15 protein-coding genes and 2 tRNA genes are annotated in these 19,651 nt (G+C 69.9%); 10 read left to right on the plus strand and 7 right to left on the minus strand.

Annotated elements, in window-relative coordinates; all coding sequences use genetic code 11:
- Positions 1 to 34: 34 nt before the first annotated feature.
- The 7 genes from ACFTQE_RS09160 to ACFTQE_RS09190 all read left to right on the plus strand — a co-directional run bounded on the left by ACFTQE_RS09160 (position 35) and on the right by ACFTQE_RS09190 (position 7,954).
- On the plus strand, positions 35 to 1,300 hold the full coding sequence (locus ACFTQE_RS09160; protein WP_376924761.1) for an LCP family protein: 1,266 nt from the start codon (positions 35 to 37) through the stop codon (positions 1,298 to 1,300).
- Positions 1,301 to 1,415: 115 nt separating this feature from the next.
- Positions 1,416 to 1,500, plus strand: a tRNA-Ser gene (locus tag ACFTQE_RS09165).
- Positions 1,501 to 1,533: 33 nt separating this feature from the next.
- Complete coding sequence (locus ACFTQE_RS09170; protein WP_376924762.1) at positions 1,534 to 2,820, plus strand: LCP family protein; 1,287 nt, start codon at positions 1,534 to 1,536, stop codon at positions 2,818 to 2,820.
- A gap of 191 nt (positions 2,821 to 3,011) precedes the next feature.
- Positions 3,012 to 3,917 carry a hypothetical protein gene (locus ACFTQE_RS09175; RefSeq protein WP_376924763.1) on the plus strand — a complete coding sequence of 302 codons (906 nt, stop codon included), beginning with the start codon at positions 3,012 to 3,014 and terminating at the stop codon, positions 3,915 to 3,917.
- A 158-nt stretch (positions 3,918 to 4,075) separates the two neighbouring features.
- On the plus strand, positions 4,076 to 4,375 hold the full coding sequence (locus tag ACFTQE_RS09180) for a hypothetical protein (RefSeq protein ID WP_376924764.1): 300 nt from the start codon (positions 4,076 to 4,078) through the stop codon (positions 4,373 to 4,375).
- A gap of 124 nt (positions 4,376 to 4,499) precedes the next feature.
- Entirely contained in the window at positions 4,500 to 6,395 is a 1,896-nt protein-coding gene (locus ACFTQE_RS09185; RefSeq protein ID WP_376924765.1) for a dynamin family protein, read from the plus strand.
- Complete coding sequence (locus ACFTQE_RS09190) at positions 6,392 to 7,954, plus strand: dynamin family protein (protein WP_376924766.1); 1,563 nt, start codon at positions 6,392 to 6,394, stop codon at positions 7,952 to 7,954. The genes ACFTQE_RS09185 and ACFTQE_RS09190 overlap by 4 nt, the downstream gene beginning before the upstream one ends.
- Here the strand turns inward: ACFTQE_RS09190 and ACFTQE_RS09195 are convergent.
- The 4 genes from ACFTQE_RS09195 to ACFTQE_RS09210 all read right to left on the minus strand — a co-directional run bounded on the left by ACFTQE_RS09195 (position 7,841) and on the right by ACFTQE_RS09210 (position 13,920).
- On the minus strand, positions 7,841 to 8,458 hold the full coding sequence (locus ACFTQE_RS09195; protein WP_376924767.1) for a hypothetical protein: 618 nt from the start codon (positions 8,456 to 8,458) through the stop codon (positions 7,841 to 7,843). The genes ACFTQE_RS09190 and ACFTQE_RS09195 overlap by 114 nt on opposite strands.
- A 10-nt stretch (positions 8,459 to 8,468) precedes the next feature.
- The gene (locus ACFTQE_RS09200) at positions 8,469 to 9,236 is read right to left on the minus strand and encodes an IniB N-terminal domain-containing protein (protein ID WP_376924768.1); all 768 of its coding nucleotides are present in this window, start codon (positions 9,234 to 9,236) and stop codon (positions 8,469 to 8,471) included.
- A gap of 115 nt (positions 9,237 to 9,351) precedes the next feature.
- Positions 9,352 to 11,919, minus strand: coding sequence for a LuxR C-terminal-related transcriptional regulator (locus tag ACFTQE_RS09205; protein ID WP_376924769.1), 2,568 nt, complete (start codon positions 11,917 to 11,919; stop codon positions 9,352 to 9,354).
- Between the two features lie 42 nt (positions 11,920 to 11,961).
- On the minus strand, positions 11,962 to 13,920 hold the full coding sequence (locus ACFTQE_RS09210; protein WP_376924770.1) for an Hsp70 family protein: 1,959 nt from the start codon (positions 13,918 to 13,920) through the stop codon (positions 11,962 to 11,964).
- A 269-nt stretch (positions 13,921 to 14,189) separates the two neighbouring features.
- On the opposite strand from ACFTQE_RS09210, the gene ACFTQE_RS09215 reads away from it, so the two are divergent.
- A tRNA-Ser gene (locus ACFTQE_RS09215) sits at positions 14,190 to 14,278 on the plus strand.
- Positions 14,279 to 14,379: 101 nt separating this feature from the next.
- Positions 14,380 to 14,820: a hypothetical protein gene (locus ACFTQE_RS09220; RefSeq protein WP_376924771.1), complete on the plus strand. Its 441-nt coding sequence runs from the start codon at positions 14,380 to 14,382 to the stop codon at positions 14,818 to 14,820.
- A gap of 80 nt (positions 14,821 to 14,900) precedes the next feature.
- Here ACFTQE_RS09220 and ACFTQE_RS09225 read toward each other — a convergent pair whose 3' ends face one another.
- Positions 14,901 to 15,776, minus strand: a complete 876-nt coding sequence (locus ACFTQE_RS09225) for a Ku protein (protein WP_376924772.1) — start codon at positions 15,774 to 15,776, stop codon at positions 14,901 to 14,903.
- Positions 15,777 to 15,861: 85 nt separating this feature from the next.
- Here ACFTQE_RS09225 and ACFTQE_RS09230 point away from each other — a divergent pair, with 85 nt between their 5' ends.
- A complete protein-coding gene (locus tag ACFTQE_RS09230) occupies positions 15,862 to 18,348 on the plus strand; it encodes an ATP-dependent DNA ligase (RefSeq protein ID WP_376924773.1) in 2,487 nt (828 codons plus the stop codon).
- A 29-nt stretch (positions 18,349 to 18,377) separates the two neighbouring features.
- Here ACFTQE_RS09230 and ACFTQE_RS09235 read toward each other — a convergent pair whose 3' ends face one another.
- Entirely contained in the window at positions 18,378 to 19,355 is a 978-nt protein-coding gene (locus ACFTQE_RS09235) for a DNA topoisomerase IB (RefSeq protein ID WP_376924774.1), read from the minus strand.
- A 12-nt stretch (positions 19,356 to 19,367) separates the two neighbouring features.
- Positions 19,368 to 19,634: a Rho termination factor N-terminal domain-containing protein gene (locus ACFTQE_RS09240; protein ID WP_376924775.1), complete on the minus strand. Its 267-nt coding sequence runs from the start codon at positions 19,632 to 19,634 to the stop codon at positions 19,368 to 19,370.
- Positions 19,635 to 19,651: the final 17 nt, after the last annotated feature.

The following is a 19,651-nucleotide window of genomic DNA, read 5'->3' on the forward strand; positions in this document are numbered from 1 at the left end:
GTCGGCATAGAATCGGCCGCGTCGGAGGGGTGCGATGAGCGAAACGGACGACCAACGAGCGGATGCCACTGGGCAGGCGTCGGTGCCGAGGCACGGTCGACTGCCGAAGCGCGGTCCCGCATCGACATATCTGAAGCTCGCGGCATCCGTCATCGCTGTGCTCGCCGTGAGCGCCACCTCGGTCGTCGCATACGCCGCGATCGATCTGGTGCAGTCGGTCGCGCCCGGCACGGAGCTCGAGAGCGAGCACCTGCTCGACGGCGTGCCCGACATCGGTGCGATGGAGGGCGGTCTCAACTTCCTCCTCGTCGGCAGTGACAAGCGCCCCGAGAGCGGCGCGTTCGGAGATCCCGAAGAGGAGTCGGCCGAACTCAACGACGTCAACATGCTGCTGCACATCTCGCAGGACCATTCGCATGTCGAAGTCGTCAGCTTCCCCCGAGACATGATCGTGCCGGTGCCCGAGTGCGCAGACCCCGAGGACCCGGAGGGCGAACCGCTCTCGGCGATGTCGGGCGTGAAGATCAACACCGTGCTCGGTCACGGCGGCATCGGCTGCGTCGCGAAAACCGTCGAAGCGCTCACCGGTGTGCAGATCCCGGTCGGCGGCGTCGTGCAGTTCGACGGGGTTGCGGCGCTCAGCACGGCAGTCGGCGGCGTCGAGGTGTGCGTTGCGGAGCGCATCGACGACGACTACGCGGGGCTGCATCTCGATGCCGGCACGCACACCCTCGCCGGCTACGACGCGCTCGCATTCCTGCGCTCTCGGCACGGCGTCGGCGACGGGAGCGACCTCGGCCGCATCTCGAACCAACAGATCTTCCTCGCCTCCCTGATGCGCACCTTGCAGGCCGACGGCACGCTCAGCGACCCGACGAAGCTGTACTCCATCGCGAAGGCCGCGACCTCGAACATGAGCCTGTCGCCCGCCCTGCAGGACCCGATCAAGCTCGTCTCGATCGCGAGGGCACTGCAGGACGTCGATCTGTCGAAGGTCGCGTTCATCCAGTACCCGACCGGGTACAACGACGACCGCACGGCGGTGCTCCCCGCGGAGTCGGCCGCTCAGCTCAACGCCGACCTGCAGGCCGATCGGCCGGTGGCCATCGATCCGAACGCCACGTCCGGATCCGAGTTCGGCACGGTCGCCGACCCGACTGCGGCCGCACCGGCGCCCGACCCGGCGGCTCCGGCGGAGCCCGAGGCCCCCGTCACCCCTGACGCGCCCGTGGTGCTGCCCGACGACGTCACCGGGCAGAGCGCCGCCGAGGTGCGGTGCTCGAGCGCCAACGAGGGGTGACGCCGAAGCCTCAGCACCTTTTCAGACAGGCCTGCGAGGCTGGCTGGAACATGCTTCGGCTAGAATCGGGGCCTGCCTGCACGATCGAGCACCTCCGGGAGCGTCGCGCGGGCATGGAGGGCTGTCCGAGCGGCCGATGGAGCTGGTCTTGAAAACCAGTGGGCAGAAATGTCTCGTGGGTTCGAATCCCACGCCCTCCGCCCGAACGATCCACACGACACGAGAGGACCCCGGTGGCAGAAGAGTTGCGCAGCAGCCGTCGAGCTTCGGCGTCCGCACCCATCGTCCGTCACGGGCGCCTGAAGCGACGCTCCGCTTGGCGCACCGTCGGGAAGGCGACCGCATCCGTTCTGGCCGTCGCGCTCGTCTCCGGATCAGCGGTCGCCGCGTACGCGGCATGGGATCTTGCCAAGACGGTGAAGCCGACGGTCACGCTCGGCAACGAGGACGTGCTCGAAGGCGTCCCCGATGTCGGGGCGATGGAGGGTGGCCTGAACATGCTCATCGTCGGCAGCGACAGCCGGCAGGGCCAGGGCGAAGCGTTCGGCGACCCCGATGAGGAGACCGCCGTCCTCAACGACGTCACCATGCTGCTCCACATCTCTGAGGATCACTCGAACGCTTCCGTGGTGAGCTTTCCCCGCGACATGCTCGTCGACGTGCCCGAGTGCGCCGACCCCGAAGACCCGAGCAGCACGCTCTACGAGCAGTCAGGTGTGAAGATCAACACCGTGCTCTCCTACGGTGGTCTCGGTTGCGTCGTGAAGACCGTCGAGGCCGAACTCGGCATTCCCATCCTCTTCGCAGGAGTCGTGCAGTTCATGGGGGTCGCCGGGCTTTCCGAGGCGGTGGGCGGTGTCGACGTCTGCGTCGCCGAACCCATCGAAGACGAGTACACCGGCACGTTCCTCGAGGCGGGCACGCACACGCTCTCGGGCGTCGCAGCGCTGCAGTTCCTCCGCACCCGGCACGGCGTCGGCGACGGAAGCGACCTTGCTCGCATCTCGAACCAGCAGGTCTTCCTCTCGTCGCTTGCTCGCACGCTGCAGTCGAACGGCACGCTCGGCGACCCGGTGAAGCTCTACTCGATCGCCAAGGCCGCACTGGCCAACATGCAGCTCTCCGACAGCCTCCTGGATCCGACGCGCATGATCTCGATCGCGAAGGCGCTGAAAGACACCGATCTCAATAAGATCGCGTTCATCCAGTACCCCACGGCCTACGTCGAAGGCGGCGGGGCGGTCGCGCCGACGAGCTCGGCGGAGTACGTCAGGACTGCGCTGCAGAACGACTTGCCGGTGACCTTCGACGCGACGGCCCAGGAGTCGGCATTCGCTTCTGCAGGCGACCCCAACGTGATCCCGCCTGCCGAGGCTCCTGCCGAAGGCGAGCCCGTCGCCGACGCGCCGGCCGACCCCGCAGCCCCCGCGCCGACGGTCGAGGCCCTGCCGAGTGACGTCACGGGCCAGACGGCCGCAGAGACCCGGTGCTCCGCCGGACGCACGCTCGACGACCAGTAGTCTTCGGCGCGATCCGTTCCAGCCCATGAGCTGCCCCCCTCCGGCCCCCTGATCGGGTGCCCGAGCCCCCTACGTCGACCCGCGAACCCTCGGGACAGCCCCCGATGCCGACGAACGCACCTCGCTCGTAGCGTGGTCGCGTAACCGACAACAGGGCGTGAGAGCGTCCGGGGAAGCGAAGGAACACACTCATGGCTTTCGATGACAACAACGTGTGGTCTCGAGTCCGCGACTCGTTCAACGTGAACGTTGCGGTGCCGATCAGCGACAACAACGTCGACTCGTTCAACGACAACACCGTCGACTCGCTGAACGACAACAACCTCGACTCGTTCAACGACAACACCGTCGACTCGCTGAACGACAACACCGTCGACTCGAACAACGACAACTCGGACAACTCGGACAACTCCGACAACTCCGACAACTCGGACAACTCGACGAACGATTCGTACAACGACAACTCGGACAACTCCGACAACTCCGACAACTCGGACAACTCGGACAACTCCGACAACTCGATCCACGACTCGTACAACGACAACTCGATCCACGACTCGGGAAACACGACGCTGAACGACCACTCGATCAACGCGGGCGTCCGGCAGTACAACGTCGGGTTCGGCGACCTCACGATCGTCGGAAGCATGGGCGAGGGCGAGGGCGGCGGCCCGAGCGCACTCGCGAGCGGCGGCAGCACGAGCATCGAGATCGACAACCGTTCGACGGTGCTCGACCAGTCGGTCAACCAGAACATCGCTGCAGGCGGCGACGTCGGGCAGAGCTTCGACAATGAGGCGGTGGTCAACTCCGGTGATGGCGGAGTCGCCGCAGGCGACGATGTCGACATCGACAACTCGTCGGTCGACGTCTCGGTCGGCGACGTCTCGATCGGCAACACGATCGATTCGTACAACGACGACTACAACTGGGATGTCGACGTCGACGTGAGCGACTCGTTCAACGACTACTCGACCGACGTCGACGTGAGCGACTCGTTCAACGACTACTCGACCGATGTGGATGTGGACGTCGACAACGCCAACATCCTCAGCCCCGACGCCGTCGCCGTACAGGTCGACGACATCACGCTGTAAGAGGTTGCACGCCTGCCCGGTCGCCCATTCGGGCGGCCGGGCACACCCCCATCCGGTCGCTGACGGCCGCGGTCGCCGTCATCGCTCTCCTGATGTGCAACGCCGATGTGATCTGCAATGCTGATCGAAGTTCCCCCACAGATCTGAAGGTGTCAGAGATGTCGAATGACGAGGTCGCGAGCGGACAGGGTCCCCTGCCGTACAGCGATTCGTCGGAGCCGGTGCCCGAGCCGGCGGCCGACCCGGAGGCCGAGCACGACGGGTTCGATGCGGGGGACTGGGGGGCCGATGTCGCGGAAGCCCTCTCGGACCCGATCGCAGCGAACCTCTTCACCGATGAGATCGAGCACGTCGATGCATCCGACTGGGATGTCGACACCGCCCTCATCTGGGGCGACGAGGTCGACGACCAGGTCGTCGACGACGGCGGCGACCTGGGACTCGACTTCCCGCTCTGACGTCGTGCTGAACACGGGGCGGGGTGCACTCCGCCCCGTGTTCTGTCACGATGGAGTCGAGCTTTCGTCATGATCGAGAGGTCAGGGGATCGTGCCGAAGGCAGTCGGACCCGAGGAGTCGGCAGTGGTTGAAGGCGAGCACACGGCGGTACCCGACGACCTGCAGCGGGCGGAACGCCTGCCGGAGCCCGGATCTGAGGAATCGGCGATGCTGGAGGTCGTCCGCAACGTCGGGCAGCTCGCCGCCGCTTCCGGTCGTGCCGACCTGGCCAGGCGAATCGAGCAGACGCAGGCGCGGCTCGTCGACCCCGACATCCGGGTCATTGTGGTGGGCGAGTTCAAGCAGGGCAAGAGCAAGCTCATCAACGCACTCGTGAACGCGCCGGCCTGCCCCGTCGACGACGACGTCGCGACGAGCGTGCCGACCTCGGTCGGGTACGCCGACGAACCGTCGGCATGGGTGCTCGAGCAGCGCGACGATCCCGTCACCGGTGCGACCGCCGTCGAACGCCGGCGGGTGCCGCTCGAGAGCATCTCCGAGTTCGTGTCGGAGCGAGGCAATCCGCGCAACGAGCGACGCATCGTGTCGGCCGAGGTGCTGCTGCCGCGCGAGATCCTCAAGGGCGGCCTGAAGCTCGTCGACTCTCCCGGCGTCGGAGGACTGGAGTCGTCCAACGCGCTGGCGACGCTGTCGGCCCTGTCGACGGCGCACGCCGTGCTGCTGGTGTCGGATGCCTCGCAGGAGTACACCGAGCCGGAGGTGCAGTTCCTCAAGCACGCGATGCGCATCTCGCCGAACGTCGCCGCCGTGCTCGCCAAGACCGACCTCTACCCCTCGTGGCGCGAGATCGAGCAGATCGACCGCGGTCACCTCAGCGACGCCGGCGACGTGCCGATCTTCTCCGTCTCGAGCGACCTGCGCCTGCTGGCGGCCGAGATGCAGGACCGGGTCCTGAACGACGAGTCCGGGTTTCCGGCGCTCGTCGCGCACCTGCGCCGCGAGGTGCTCGGCCGCGCCGAGGTGATCCACGAACGCAGTGCCGTGCACGACCTGGTCTCGGTGGTCGAGCAGCTCACGATGTCGCTCCGTTCCGAGCTGACCGCGATCCTGCACCCCGAGGACACCCCGCGCATGATCGCCCAGCTGGAGGTCGCGAAGGCGCGTGCCGACGAGTTCCGCGGGCGGTCGTCGCGCTGGCAGGTGACGCTCACCGACGGCATCGCCGACCTCATCGCCGACATGGAGCACGACCTCCGCGATCGACTGCGCAAGGTGCAGCGCGAGGCCGAGGACGCGATCGAGGAGGGCGACCCCGGGCCCATCTGGGACCAGATCACCGAGTGGCTCGACCAACGCGTGGCGAGCGCGGTGTCCGAGACGTTCGTGTGGACCGACGAGCGCTCGCGCTGGTTGTCCGAGGAGGTCGCCGAGCTGTTCAGTGCCGGCGAGGCCGCGCTCCCCGCGATCGACGTCGGCGACACCCAGGGGGTGCTCGACCCGGTCGAGGGCATCTCCGAACTCGACTCCGGTCGCCTCGGCGCAGGGGAGCGGATCTACATCGGCGTGCGCGGATCGTACGGCGGCGTCCTCATGGTCGGCCTCGCCACGGGGTTGATCGGCCTCTCGCTGATCAACCCGCTGTCGCTGCTCGCCGGCGTGCTGGTCGGCCGGCGCGCCTACCGCGAGGACATGAGCTCCCGCCTCACCCGCAGGAAGCACGAGGCCAAGGGACTCGTGCGCCGCTACATCGACGAAGTCACCTTCCAGGTCGGCAAGCAGTTGAAGGACCGGTTGCGGCTCGTGCAGCGCGCCGGTCGCGACCACTTCGGAGCGATGGCGGAAGAGCTGCATCGATCGCTGTCGGACGCGCTGGTCACGGCGAAGCAGACGGCGACCACGTACACGTCCCAGCGCGACCAGCGGGTGGCGCAGCTGCAGGCGCAGATCCATCAGCTTGAGGCGCTTCGCGCTGAGATCCCCGCGCTGCCGCCGATGCGCACCGAGGCTGCACAACGGTGACGACTCCGGTGAGGGACGCGGAGGACCTGCTGCGCACCGCCGCCGCCGTGTACGACGACGACCCCGCGGCTCGCACCGTGATCGACGAACTCGAACGGCGCCTGCACGAGCCCCTGCGGTTGGCGGTCGCCGGCATGGTGAAGGCGGGCAAGTCGACGTTGCTGAACGCGCTGCTCGGCGAGCAGATCGCACCGACGGATGCCGGCGAGTGCACCCGGGTCGTCACCTGGTACCGGTACTCGGCGACGCCGACCGTCACGCTCCATCCGAAGGAGGGCGAGCCCCGGCGGCTCCCGGTGCGGCGAGACCAGGGCCGCCTGATGCTCGACCTCGGCGGCATCCCCGCCGAACAGGTCGGTTGGATCGACGTCGGCTGGCCGCTGATCGGACTGAAGTCCATGATCCTCATCGACACGCCGGGCATCGCCTCCCTGTCGGTGGACACGTCGGCGCGGGCGAGGTCGTTCCTCACGCCCGAGGACGCACCGTCGTCGGCGGATGCCGTGGTCTACCTCATGCGGCACCTGCACGCCTCGGACATCAAGTTCCTCGAGGCCTTCCGCGACACCGCCGCCGGTGCCGCGCAGACCATCTGCGCCGTGGGAGTGCTCTCCCGCTCCGACGAGATCGGTTCCGGCCGGATCGACTCCCTGCTGTCGGCGGGCAAGGTCGCGCGGCGCTACGAGCTCGACGGCGAGCTGGCCTCGCTGGTGCTGGGCGTCATCCCGGTCGCAGGCCTCGTGGCCGAGGGGGCCCGCACGCTCCGCGAGAGCGAGTACACGGCCTTCCGCGAACTCGCGGGGCTCGAACGCACCGACCGTGAGCGGCTCCTCGTGTCGGCGGACCGCTTCACGCGGGAGTCCGACGTCACCGGACTCAGCACGTCCGAGCGACGGCACCTGCTCGGCCGGTTCGGGCTGTTCGGGGTGCGGCTGGCCACCGCGCTCATCCGCGGCGGAGTCGAGAGCTCGTCCGACCTGTCCGAGCAGCTCGTGGCGCAGAGCGGACTGATCGAGCTCCGGCAGTTCGTGCGCGATCAGTTCCGCACGCGCGCGTCGACGCTCAAGGTGCGCGGCGTGCTGCTCGGTCTCGACCGGCTCATCCGCGAGCGTCCGCGCGAGCGGGTCGACGAGATCCGCGGCGGCATCGAGCGCATCACCGTCGGCGCGCACGCGTTGCGCGAACTCTCGTTGTTGGCCGTCGCGAGGTCGGAGGGACTGCCATTGGCCGCGCAGGATGCCGCGGACGCCCAGACGATCATCGGCGCCGACGGCACTCCGGCCCATGTGCGGCTGGGTGCGGCGGAGGGCACCGATGACGAAGCACTCCGTGAACGAGTGGGCGCCCTGCTCACCCACTGGCGCCGGCTCGCCGAGTCGCCGCTGACCGACCGGGCGGCCGTGGGGGTGTGCCGGGTCGTGATCCGCAGCCTCGAGGAGATCGCGTCAGACCTGGGGCCCGCGCCGGATGTCATGCTGGCGGGCGGACCACGCGATGGCGCCCGGGAGCACGCTGGCGAGCAGCGCGAGCAGCACGAGCCCGCATTGGGCGGCGAATAGGAGCTGCAACGGTTCGCCGCGTTCGCCGATCGCCACGAGTTCCGTCGACAGCAGCAGGAGGATCACCTGCACGACGAACGTCGCGAGCTGCCACCAGCGCACCTTCGGGCGCCGACTCATGAACGACACCAGCAGCGTGATCTGCGCGAGGAGTGCGGCCACCATCACGCCGAACACGATCCAGAACACGACGTCGGCCGCGGTTTCGTACGTCTGCTCGGCCCTCCCGCCGCTGACTCCGCGAACGACGTCGGCGATCAGCGGGAGCTGGGTCTGGCGGATGACGAAGAAGTACACCACCGCGGAGCCGCCGGCCGCGAAGCTCAGGATCCAGAGGAACTGGCTCGCTCGCACCGAGAACGGCGGGGTCAGCTTCACCAGCACCGGGGCGGCGTTCGGGTTCGTGACGGGAGGTCGTTCCGGCGCCTCGTGCTTCCGGCCGGCGTCGACCGCGGCCGTGTTGATCGCCGGGACGCCGGCTTTCGGATTCGTCTGCTCGGTCACTCGGCCAGGGTCACTGCTCCTCGGCCGGTTCCTCGGGATACGGTTCGGGTTCGGGCGCGGAGATGGGCTCGTCGGGGGCGAAGGCATCCGTTGCCGTGAGGTCCGACATGAGCGCTTCGGGTTGCGCTTCCACGTCGACCGGAGTGGATGGCTCCGGCGTCGCCGCAGCGGCATCCGTCGTGGGGGTCTCTGCCGCCGCGTCGGTCGCATCCTCCGGCGTCTCGTCGGAGGTGTCGGTCGTCGTCGTATTGTTCGAACCGGTGGTGTTGCCGACGGTGATGTCGCCCGTCGTGATCGTCGAATCGGATTCGTCGATCGCGGCGTTTCCGCCGGCGGCGACGGAATCGTCGCCCGAGGCCACGACGGCATCCTGATCGAAGATCTGCGTTACGTCGCCGTTGGCCCAGATGTTCTGGTTCGTCGACTGGTCGATGATCGTCGAGCGGTTGTCGATCGTCGTGAACTGGTTGATGATGCGGCTGATCTCGGTGATCGCGTCGTTCGTGTCGTTCGTGTTGCTGAACGGCTGCGGCGACCCGTGATCGGTGTTCGTCGAGCGGGACTGGGGTGATGCCATCGCCCTCGTGGTCACCGACGGGTCGTCGATGATCACGGGTGCGACCGCCTTCACGTCCGCCCCGCATGCGCCTTGGAGGCCGTGGTTGGCCAGGGCCTGCTGCGGAGACGAGTTGAACTCGGCGACCGCATCGGGGTCGCGGAGCAGGCTCAGGATGAAGGCGATCAGCGCATCTGCGATGGTCGTGACGGGTGTGCTCATGTACCGACTCCTCAGCGGTCGAACGGGCAACATGCATGGACGAAGCTGGTCTACTCACGGTATGCCGGTCGTGCCGACCCGGCATCGGGGCATTCCCCGAAACCGTTCGGGGGCATTAGGGGGGTGCGTCGGCCTCCTCCGTGGCATCCGACTCCTCGATCAGCACGCGCAGTCTGGCGATCACCTCGGAACGCGACGACGCACCCAGCCGGCGCCGGATGTGGGCGATATGGTGCTCCGCGGTGCGGGGCGAGATGAAGATGGATTCGCCGATCTCGGCATACGTCTTGCCCTGCAGCACGAGCCTGGCCACCTCGAGCTCGCGATCGCTCAGCAGCTCGGTCGCCGGGGCGGACGACAGGGGCGTCGAAGGGGCTTCGGTTCCGGATGCCGCGGGGCGGCGTGCCGCGTCGTTGGGGTGCAGGTCGCGAGCGCACGACAGCAGGCGGGCGGCGACCCGGCGGTCGGAGGTGCGTCCGGCGCCGTGCCCGGCCAGGCGGGCCGCGTCCCAGGCGAGCCCCACCGCGGCGAGGCCGCGTGCGGCGTTCTCGACGGCATCGGCGTTCACCGTGCCGGCGAGCACCGACGTCCACACCCTGCCGGCCTTCGCCATGACCGCGGCGGTTCGGCTGGTCGGGGCGGCGGCCACCAGCGCGTGCGCGTGCGGGGCGAGATCCTCCGGCCGGTTCAGGAGGATGCCCTGTTGGATGCCCGCCCAGTGCAGATGCGCAGACCAGAGTGCGGGGTCGCCGAGCCCATCCACGATCCGAAGGCCACGGGCGAGATGCGGTTCGACGTGCTCGGAGTCGCCCACCTTCGCCGCTGAGCAGATGAGTTCGGCGAGCGGGAGCAGCAGGTACAGGTCCGTCTCGGCGCGCAGGATCCCCGGCCGGGCCTGGCGCCACGCAGCCGCCAGGCCCGCGGCATCCTCGTACCGGCGCGCGATCGCAACCTGAACCGCATGGGCGAGCAGCGCGTCGCGCGGCGCGAGGGTCGGAGTGCTCTCCACCGCGCGCGCGAGCGCCTCGCGCGCCTCGGCGGGCCAGGCGCGCTGCACCGCGACCCATGCCCGCCACAGCAGCAGGCGCGGCTGCGCCCACACGCCACCGTGCCGGCCGGCGATCGCGTCCTCGATCACGGTGTGCGCGGTGGCCAGGTCGCCGAGGTTGATCGCGACCGTTGCGGCGATGACCGCCGGCAGCTCCGGGATCGCCGCCGACGTGCGTGACGCCGTGTACATCTCGGCGGCGCGCACCAGGTCGACGAGCATGGTCGGGTCGCTCTCGGCGGCCACCGAGGCGGCGAGTCCGCGACGGAGCAGCTGCATCGAGACGCCGAGCGCGGTCGGCGCACCGGTGCCCTCGGTGGGGATCCCGTCGGCGACCTCGCGTGCATCGTCGAGCGCGCCGACGCCGTACTCGGCGATCATCGCCCGCACCGCCGAATCGGGGCTGCCGGGGAGCGCCACCCGGTACACGGCCGAACTCTGCTCCATCATCCCGCGGCCCGCCCATGTCGCGGCCGCGACATCGGCCAATCGCTCGCCGTCGATGTCGCGCGCGGCGGCCGGCGCCCCGTCGATCAGCGCACCGGCGGTATCGAGGTCGTTCGCGGCCCATGCCGCCTGCGCCCGGCGCGCGGCGATGGTCGCAGGGTCGACTCCGGATCTGAGTGCGGCGTGGTACAGCTCGCTCGCGCGGCGGGGGTGATCCTCCAGCATCCCGTCGCCGTGCTCCACGAGCGCCTCGCCGATCCGCGGGTCGCCGACGAGGCCCGCCCATTCGTCGTCGCCCGGATCTCCCGATCCGGCGGATCGCGCGATGACGTCGGCCAGGCCGCGGCTCGCGTCGATGAGGCGACGCGCGGGGATCGTCGCCCTGACCGTGGCGCGCACGAGCGGTACCGGCTGGCCGTTGCGCATCAACAGGCCCTCGGCGTACCCCTTCATGATGCTCTCGTCGCTGTGCTCGGGGGTCTCGAGCGGCGACCGGGTGCGCCCGCCCACGATGGCGAGCATCTCGACGGTCCGGCGGAGGTCGGGGTCGAGGGTGTCGAGCCGATGCGCGATCCGCTCCTCGAGCACTCGAGCGAGCTCGCCGTGGGTCGCGTCGTCGACGCAGTCGCGCTCGTCGTGTGCGGCCAGCGCCTCGGACACGAGCCAGGACACGCCGCCGGTCGCCAGGAGGATGTGGTCGATGCAGCGGCTCCGCATCGACTGGCCGCGGCTCTCCAGGTGGGTGAGCACGTCCGACCGCGAGACATGGCCGAGCACGATCGCGGGCCGGGTCTGCTCGAGCCGACGCGCGATCGTGGTCAGCGCCTCCGATGCCGGCCACGGACGGCTGGCCACCACGAGAGCCGCATCGGGATCGTCGGAGCGGATTCGAACCCGTTCCAACTGCGCGTCGTCCATCAGGTGCAGGTCATCGACGAGTAGCACGTGCGAACGCGGCACGCGCGCGACATCCAGGTCGCCGCCGGTGATCAGGCTCGCGCCGCGGTCGTCGTCGGCGAGCATCCGATGCAGGTGACGCAACGCGGTGGACTTGCCGGAACCGGCGTTGCCCACGACCATCACCCGAGCGGATCCGGCCCACGGTGCGGCGATCGCGTCAACCGCGGGTCGCAGCTGGCGTTCCCAGGCGAACGGCGGTGCGGTCTCCGGAAGGACGGGACGCTGCACAGGGAGAATGCTCATCGTGTTCGCCGCTCGTGGGTGCCCGGGTCAGGTGGGGTCGGGGGTCGGGTCGGGGGTGGTGGGATCCGGCGTGGGGTCGGTCGTGGGCGGGTCGGGCGTGGGGTCCGGCGCGGGCGGGTCCGGCGTGGGGTCCGGCGCGGGCGGGTCGGGCGTGGGCTCGGGTGTGGGGTCGGGTGCAGGCGGATCCGGCGTCGGGTCCGGGGCGGGCGGCTCGGTCGCCGGCGGGGTGGTGGGGTCGTCGGCGGGCGGGGTCGTGCCGACGGGTTGGTCGGCCGCACGGACCGGAGCCGGCGGCGATGTCGGCGACATCGTGCCCGGCACCCCTGGGCGGGCTTGCGGGAGATCCTTCCCGGGCGGGTTCGAGTTCGGTCGCTGCGCGTCGACGGGATCCTCCGCGCGTTCGAACAGCCCGGGTTCGCCGATCGGGGCGCCCGGCGGCAGGATCTTCGCGAACGGCGCGAACGCCCGCGTGGCCGGGTCGGTCATCGGCCACGGCAGCACTCCGGAGGTGTCCGACGTGCCGTCGCCGCCGGCGGAAGCGGTGTTGTCGTAATCGGTCACCCGCCAGCCGGCGGCCATCGTGCCGCCGAAGACGATGGCACCCGAGATGAGCGCCACGGCGCCCGCCATCAGCCACGGCGACAACCGCCTCGAAGCAGGGGCGGACTCGCGACGCAGGCCCAGGGCGCCGGCGATGCGCGCGAGTTGGAATCCGCGGCCGGTGCCCGCCTCCGCCTCGATGCCGGTGTCGTCGCCGGTGTCGACGTCGCCGGCAGCACCGTCGAGGGGCGCCAGCGCTCCCGATGCCGCCGGTGCCGATACGGCCAGGGCGACCGGGGCGGCGACGGCGACGGGGGCGGCGACGGCGACGGGGCTCTCGTTCGATCGGCCGAGTACGGTCCGCGCCGCGCCGAGGGCGATGGATGCCTTGGGGTCCGCGTCGACCGCCAGCGGACGGTCGAACCGCTCCGAGAGGCGCTGTGCGACGAGCGGGATCCGCGACGATCCTCCGATGAGCAGGATCGCCTCGAGCTGATCGGGAGTGAGATCGGCGGAGTCGATGGCCCGTTCCAGCACGTCGAGCGTCTGGTCGAGCGCTCCCTCGATCATCTGCTCGAACTCGGAGCGCGTCAGGCGCACGCTCGAACGGCTCGGGGGGACCAGCACCGGGATCGTGGCCTCGGAATCGAACGAGAGCGCCTCCTTCGCATCGATGGACTCCCGACGGAGTTGGGAGAGCGCCAGACGGACATCGGGGTCGTCGACCGACAGGGTGGAGACGTCCAGGCCGGATGCCGCGATCACATGCCGCATCACGTCGTCGTCGAAGTTCGCCCCGCCCAGGTCGTCCATGCCCACTGGTTCACCGGCCAACGCGAAGTCCGAGTCCTGGCCCTTGCGCAGCACCACGGCGTCGAAGGTGCCGCCGCCCAGGTCGTAGACGGCGATCGACTGTCCGGGTTCGAGCGGCCGGATCGCCTCGTACTGGCGGGCAGCGGCTTCGGGCTCCGTGATCAGGGACACCTCGTCGATGCCGAGACGAACGAGTGCCGTCCTGATCAGGCCCAGGCGGTGCGCCCCCCATGCCGTCGGATACGTGAGCGAGATCGCGTCGGGGCGCGAGCCCATGCGCTCCGTGACGGTGTCGACGACCGACGCGAAGGTCGCCGCGTACAGCGTCTCGGGGGAGAGGGCGCGTCCGCCGACGATGAGCGGCACGCCATCGCCGACACTGCGCTTGAACTCGCGCACGAGGCGCTCGGGCTGCGCGACGCCTCTCCGCTCCGCGGCATCGCCGAACAGCAGGTCGCCGCCATCGGCGACGAAGACGACGGTCGCGACCGAGTCGCCCTTGCGCCCCAGCGCGAAGGGCGAGGCGCTGATACTTCCGTCTCGCTCGAATTCGGCTGTCGCCGCTGCGACGCGACTGGTGCCGATGTCGACCGCGAGAGCGTACGAGATGTCCCCCATCTTCGCGAACCACATCCCCGACTTGGTGTGAACAGCGTCACTATAAGACGATGGGAGTGAGACCGCGAGAGGGCGAGCGCCTTCTGGACTACCCCCAGTTCGGAGGGTACGGGGGTACTCGAGTGTCCCCCGTTTCGAACGGAACGGTGCAATCGCGAACCAGGGCGTGGCGACCCCGGAATCGCTGGTCGGTGAGGGCTCCGAAAGCCAGCGCGCTGCCGGAATCGTCATACCGGCGGTTGCCGGGTTATGATGACAGTCGCGTCTGCGCACAGCATTCGCGAGGAGACGTCGCATAGTCCGGCCGAGTGCACCACCCTGCTAAGGTGGAGTCCCCGTAAGGGGACCAGGGGTTCAAATCCCCTCGTCTCCGCACTGCGGAGTGATCCGATCGCACTGAAGAATCCGCGCCAGCGCGCGGATCCACGCCCCCCGGTAGACTCGTGTGGTTCACACGATCTGGGGGCATTGCACATGCAACGAATCATCACTTCCACTGCGCTCGTCTTCGCGGGCGCCCTGCTTCTCTCGGGCTGCGCCACAAGCGGCGGCACCGAGGCGAGCGCATCCGCCGACTCGTGCGAGGTCGTTCGCGTCGAGGTGCGCGACGTCTCGAACGGCGCGCAGAACGCGATCCTGACCGCGTCCGACCCGGCCGAACTCCAGGCCTACCTCGAGCAGCTCTCCGAGCGGGTCGACGCACTCGACGAGCAGGCGGCCGACGACTCGGCTCTCGCCGACGCGCTCGACGCGTTCGACGAGAAGCTCGACGCTGCGAGCGACTGGGCCGAGACGCTGCCCACCGCCGCCGAGATCGAGGCCGGGGCCGAGATCGACGCAGATGCCCAGGCCGCGCAGACCGCGGACATCCAGGCTGCAGCGGTCAAGGTCACCGAGGTGTGCACCGCCGAATAGCGGTCACCAGACGGGCGGCTCCCCGGCGTCACGCCGAGGAGCATCCACCCGAACGCACGTGATGAGCGCGCGGCATCCGTTCACTCGGAGGCCGCGCGCTTTCGCGTGCCCGCAGCCTTCTTGGGAGCTTTCTTCGGCTTCTCGTCGGCCTGCTGCTTCGCGCCGGAACCTTCGCGTTTCGCCGCGATCGACTGGCGCAGGGCCTCCATGAGGTCGATGACCTCGCCGCCCTTCTCCTCCTCGGGCTCCTCGCCGAACGTCGCCGCGGTGTCGATGCCCTCGCCCTGCTCGAGCTTGGCCGCGATGAGGGTGCGCAGCTCCTGCTGGTACTCGTCGACGTACTGCTCGGGGTCGAAGTCGGCGACGAGGCTCTCGACGAGCTGTTTCGACAGGTCGAGCTCCTTCGCCGAGATCTTCACGGGCTCGGAGAGCGAGGCGAAGTCGGCGGCACGCACCTCGTCGCTCCAGAGCAGGGTCTGCACCATGAGCACGTCGCCGTGCACGCGGAGGGCAGCGAGTCGGGTCTTCTGGCGCAGCGCCATCTGCACGATCGCGGTGCGGTCGGTGGATTCGAGGGTCTCGCGCAGCAGCACGTAGGCCTTCGACGAGGCCGAATCGGGCTCGAGGTAGTAGCTGCGGTCGAACATGATCGGGTCGATCTGATCGCTCGGCACGAACTCGACGACCTCGATCTCGCGGCTGCGCTCGGCCGGCAGCGACTTCAGGTCGTCGTCGGTGATGACGACGGTCTGCTCGCCGTCGTCGTACGCCTTGTCGATGTTCTTGAAGTCGACGACCTTGCCGCAGACCTCGCACTTGCGTTGGTACCTGATGCGCCCACCGTCTTCGTCGTGCACCTGGTGCAGTGACACGTCGTGGTCTTCGGTGGCGCTGTACAACTTGACGGGCACATTGACGAGGCCGAATGTGACCGCCCCCTTCCAGACGGCTCGCATGCCTCCAGTACACACCAGGGGCATGCGTGCGCGATACCCCTCGCGGTCCTCGTGATCCGGCGGCGACACCGGCATGATGGTGGTCATGGCCGACGGCGCGCGCCAACTCGTCGAGGTCGATGGCCGCCGCCTGCGGCTGACGAACCTCGACAAGGTCATGTATCCCGAGACGGGCATGACGAAGGGCGAGGTGATCTCCTACTACGCGGAGATCGCCGCCGTCATGGTGCCGCTCGTCGCCGGGCGCCCGGTCACGCGCAAGCGCTGGGTGCACGGCGTCGGCACGGCGGATGCCCCCGAGCAGCCGTTCTTCGAGAAGAACCTCGCCGAGCACGCGCCCGACTGGGTGCGCCGCGGCATCCAGCACCACTCCGACGGCGACAAGGCCTATCCCATCGCTGGAGACCGGGCGACGCTCGTCTGGCTCGCCCAGCAGGCCGCCCTCGAGCTGCACGTGCCGCAGTGGCGCTTCGACGCCGCCGGGGAGCCTGCGAGGCCCGACCGCATGGTCTTCGACCTCGACCCCGGCGAGGGCACCGGACTCGCCGAGTGCGCAGAGGTGGCCAGACTCGTGCGCGACCTCATCGCGGGCATGGGCCTCGAGGCCGTGCCTGTGACGAGCGGCAGCAAGGGCATCCACCTGTACGCGGCCCTCGACGGCTCGCAGAGTTCGGATCAGGTCTCGGCCGTCGCGCACGAACTCGCCCGGGCGCTCGAGGCCGATCACCCCGACCTCGTGGTCTCGAGCATGCGCAAGACGCTCCGCACGGGCCGGGTGCTCATCGACTGGAGCCAGAACAACGCGAAGAAGACGACGATCGCGCCGTACTCGCTGCGGGGGCGACCACGACCGACCGTCGCGGCGCCGCGCACGTGGGAGGAACTCGAGGACGCAGGGCTCCGTCAGCTCGAGGCATCCGAGGTGCTCGAACGGGTCGCGGCATCGGACGACCCGATGCGGGCGATCACCGAGCGCTCGCACGGCGGGCCGCTCACCCAGTACCTGTCGATGCGGAGCGCCACGGCCACGCCCGAGCCCATGCCGGCGTCGGCATGGGGCGAGGCGAGCGCGGGGGAGCCGCGCTTCGTGATCCAGGAGCACCGCGCCAGGCGACTGCACTTCGACCTGCGTCTCGAGCGCGACGGGGTGCTGAAGAGCTGGGCGGTGCCGAAGGGCGTGCCCGAGACTTCAGGTACGAACCACCTGGCCGTGCAGACCGAGGACCACCCGATGGAGTACGCCGCGTTCGAGGGCACCATCCCGAAGGGCGAGTACGGCGCCGGTTCGATGACGATCTGGGATGCGGGCACCTACGCGACCGAGAAGTGGCGCGATGACGAGATCATCATCGACGTCGACGGCCGGCCGGGCGGCCCGCTCGGCGGGCCGGTGCGACTCGCGCTCATCCGCACCGACGGGCAGGGCGAGAAGAGCTCGTGGCTGCTGCATCGCATGAAGGACCAGACCGTGCACCGCGAAGAGCCCGGCGCCGCCGCGAACACGCCCGCACCGGCGGCCGTGCCACCCGTCGAGTCGGCGACCTCACCGACGACGATGCCGGCGCCGGTGCCACGCGCCGACGGCCGCGTCGGCCCGATCACGCAGCGCCCGATGCTCGCGACGGCGGCGACCCTCGGCATGCTCTCGGGTGAGGACTGGGCGCTCGAGTGGAAGTGGGACGGCATCCGCGTGCTCGCGCGCACCGACGGGGGAGGCCTGCGGCTGCTGAGTCGCAACGGTGTCGACATCACCGCGCGCTACCCCGAACTCGCCGAGCTGCCCGCGGTCGTGCGCGGCGACGCCCTCCTCGACGGCGAGATCGTCGCACTCGACGCCGACGGGCGACCCGATTTCGGGCGACTGCAGCATCGCATGAACCTCACGAAGCCGCGCGAGATCGAGCGGGTCGCGGCATCCGTGCCCGTGCGGCTGCTGCTCTTCGACGTGCTCGAGGTCGACGGCGTGCCGGTCGTCGACGAGCCGTACCGCGAGCGCCGCGCGCGGCTGGCGGGACTCGTCCGGATGAAGCGCGGCGTGCCGGTCGAGGTGCCGGCTCCCGCCACCGGCAGCCCCGCCGAGGCGCTCGAGGAGAGCCGCAGGCTCGGGCTCGAAGGACTCGTCGCGAAGCGACCCGACTCCCGGTATCGGCCCGGTGCGCGGAGCGGCGACTGGCTGAAGCTGAAGCTCACGATCACCCAGGAGGTCGTGATCGGCGGCTATCGACGCGGCGTCGGCACGCGCACCGGTCGCATCCGCTCCCTGCTCGTCGGTGTTCAGGGCGACCGCGGCATCGAGGTCGGCGGCGGCCTCGAGTACGCCGGTCGCGTCGGCTCGGGGTTCGGAGAGCGGGAGCTCGAGCGCCTCATGAGCATGCTGCAGCCGCTCGAGCAGGCGGAGTCCCCGTTCGTGCAGGTGCCGGCGGCCGACATGAGCGACGCGGTCTGGGTGCGCCCCGAGCTCGTCGGCGAGATCGAGCTCGGCGACTGGACGAGCACCGGGGTCGCGCGGCATCCGCGATGGCGAGGCCTTCGACCCGACAAGTCGCCGGCCGAGGTCGTGCGCGAGGCGTGAGCGATCCCGGCGCCCTGCCGCCCCCGCCGTCAGGTGCCGTCCACGCTGCCGAGCAACTCGATCAGTCGCGCCTCGCGATCGGCGCCGGATGCCACAACGATGCCGTGCTCGTACGCGACGAGCACTCGGGGGTCGACGTAACTGCCGCGGGCGATCGCGGGTGTGTTGCCGAGCGCACTCGCGGCCTCCTCGATCGCCTCGCGAACGGCCGCCTTCCGGGCGCGTGCGGTGCTCTCCGGCCCGAGCCCCGCGAGGTGATCGGCGGCCGTCATCGTGCCGCGGAGCGTGCGGAAGTCCTTCGCGGTGAAGTCGCCGCCGGTGCGCTCCCGGATGTCGTCGTTCACGTCGACGGGGGCTGCCGCCCGCATCGATCGGCCGGCCGACCACGCGTAGAGACGGCTCGCCGACGAGCGCTCGCCGGCGTTCGCAATGAACCCGGCGAGCGGGGCATCCGCCACTCGGAGGTCCTGCGCGACGCCGCCCTTGGCTCGGAAGCGGAATCGCACGGTGTCCTCGTCCTCGAGCCTCGCGTTGCGCACCAGCAGGGTCGTCAGGCCGCGGCTGCGGAAGCCGGCGAGGGACTCCTCGGAACCGATGCGGATGCCGCCGAGGTCGAGCGTGCGGAAGGCGGCAGCGAGCACGCGCTCGCGCGGCCAGCCCTCGAGCGCGAGGTCTTCGGCGGCGGAACGGCGGGCGCCCGGGAGCGCCTCGGCGAGGGCGATCATGCGCTGGAACTTCTCGGCGTCCTGACGCTCGCGCCATGCCGGATGGTAGAGGTACTGGCGTCGTCCGGCGGCGTCCACCCCGACGGCGAGGAGGTGGGCGTTCGGCGCATCCGAGATCCACACCTCCTGCCATGCGGGCGGAATGGCGAGCTCGGCGATGCGGGCGCGCTCGACCCGCCCCGCCGCCTGACCCGAGGTGTGCACGTAGCCGAAGCCGCGACCGCGTCTCACCCGGGCGTACCCGGGTGAGACGTAGGGCTCGACGCGTCTGAGGCGTGGCACGGCGAGGCGCGCTCAGTGGGTTCGGAGCGCCGAGATGAGTGCGGCCTTGCGCTTGCCGCTGTAGCCGCTGAGGCCGAGCTCCTTCGCGCGCTTCCGCAGCGCATCGACGGTCCAGTCCTCGTAGTCGCCGCTCTCGCCGCCCTTCCGGCCGATCGCGCTGCGGCCCTGCGCGGCCGCCGCATTCGAGATGCGGGCCGCCTTCTCCTTCGAGGCGCCGTCGTCGCGGAGCTCCTCGTAGAGTTCGGGGTCCTTCAGCGATGCGTACCTGCGTCCTGGCATGTGCGTCTCCTCCTCCT

This window comes from Agromyces sp. NPDC056965 (genome assembly GCF_042673425.1).
In the GTDB taxonomy this organism is placed as follows: Bacteria; Actinomycetota; Actinomycetes; order Actinomycetales; family Microbacteriaceae; genus Agromyces.

What these genes read in the sequence shown, in the direction of transcription:
- ACFTQE_RS09220 (WP_376924771.1), top strand. Translation starts at nt 14,380, where the DNA reads ATGCAACGAATCATCACTTCCACTGCGCTCGTCTTCGCGGGCGCCCTG.
- ACFTQE_RS09240 (WP_376924775.1), bottom strand. Translation starts at nt 19,634, where the DNA reads ATGCCAGGACGCAGGTACGCATCGCTGAAGGACCCCGAACTCTACGAG.
- ACFTQE_RS09200 (WP_376924768.1), bottom strand. Translation starts at nt 9,236, where the DNA reads ATGAGCACACCCGTCACGACCATCGCAGATGCGCTGATCGCCTTCATC.
- ACFTQE_RS09230 (WP_376924773.1), top strand. Translation starts at nt 15,862, where the DNA reads ATGGCCGACGGCGCGCGCCAACTCGTCGAGGTCGATGGCCGCCGCCTG.
- ACFTQE_RS09160 (WP_376924761.1), top strand. Translation starts at nt 35, where the DNA reads ATGAGCGAAACGGACGACCAACGAGCGGATGCCACTGGGCAGGCGTCG.
- ACFTQE_RS09225 (WP_376924772.1), bottom strand. Translation starts at nt 15,776, where the DNA reads ATGCGAGCCGTCTGGAAGGGGGCGGTCACATTCGGCCTCGTCAATGTG.
- ACFTQE_RS09180 (WP_376924764.1), top strand. Translation starts at nt 4,076, where the DNA reads ATGTCGAATGACGAGGTCGCGAGCGGACAGGGTCCCCTGCCGTACAGC.
- ACFTQE_RS09175 (WP_376924763.1), top strand. Translation starts at nt 3,012, where the DNA reads ATGGCTTTCGATGACAACAACGTGTGGTCTCGAGTCCGCGACTCGTTC.
- ACFTQE_RS09210 (WP_376924770.1), bottom strand. Translation starts at nt 13,920, where the DNA reads ATGTGGTTCGCGAAGATGGGGGACATCTCGTACGCTCTCGCGGTCGAC.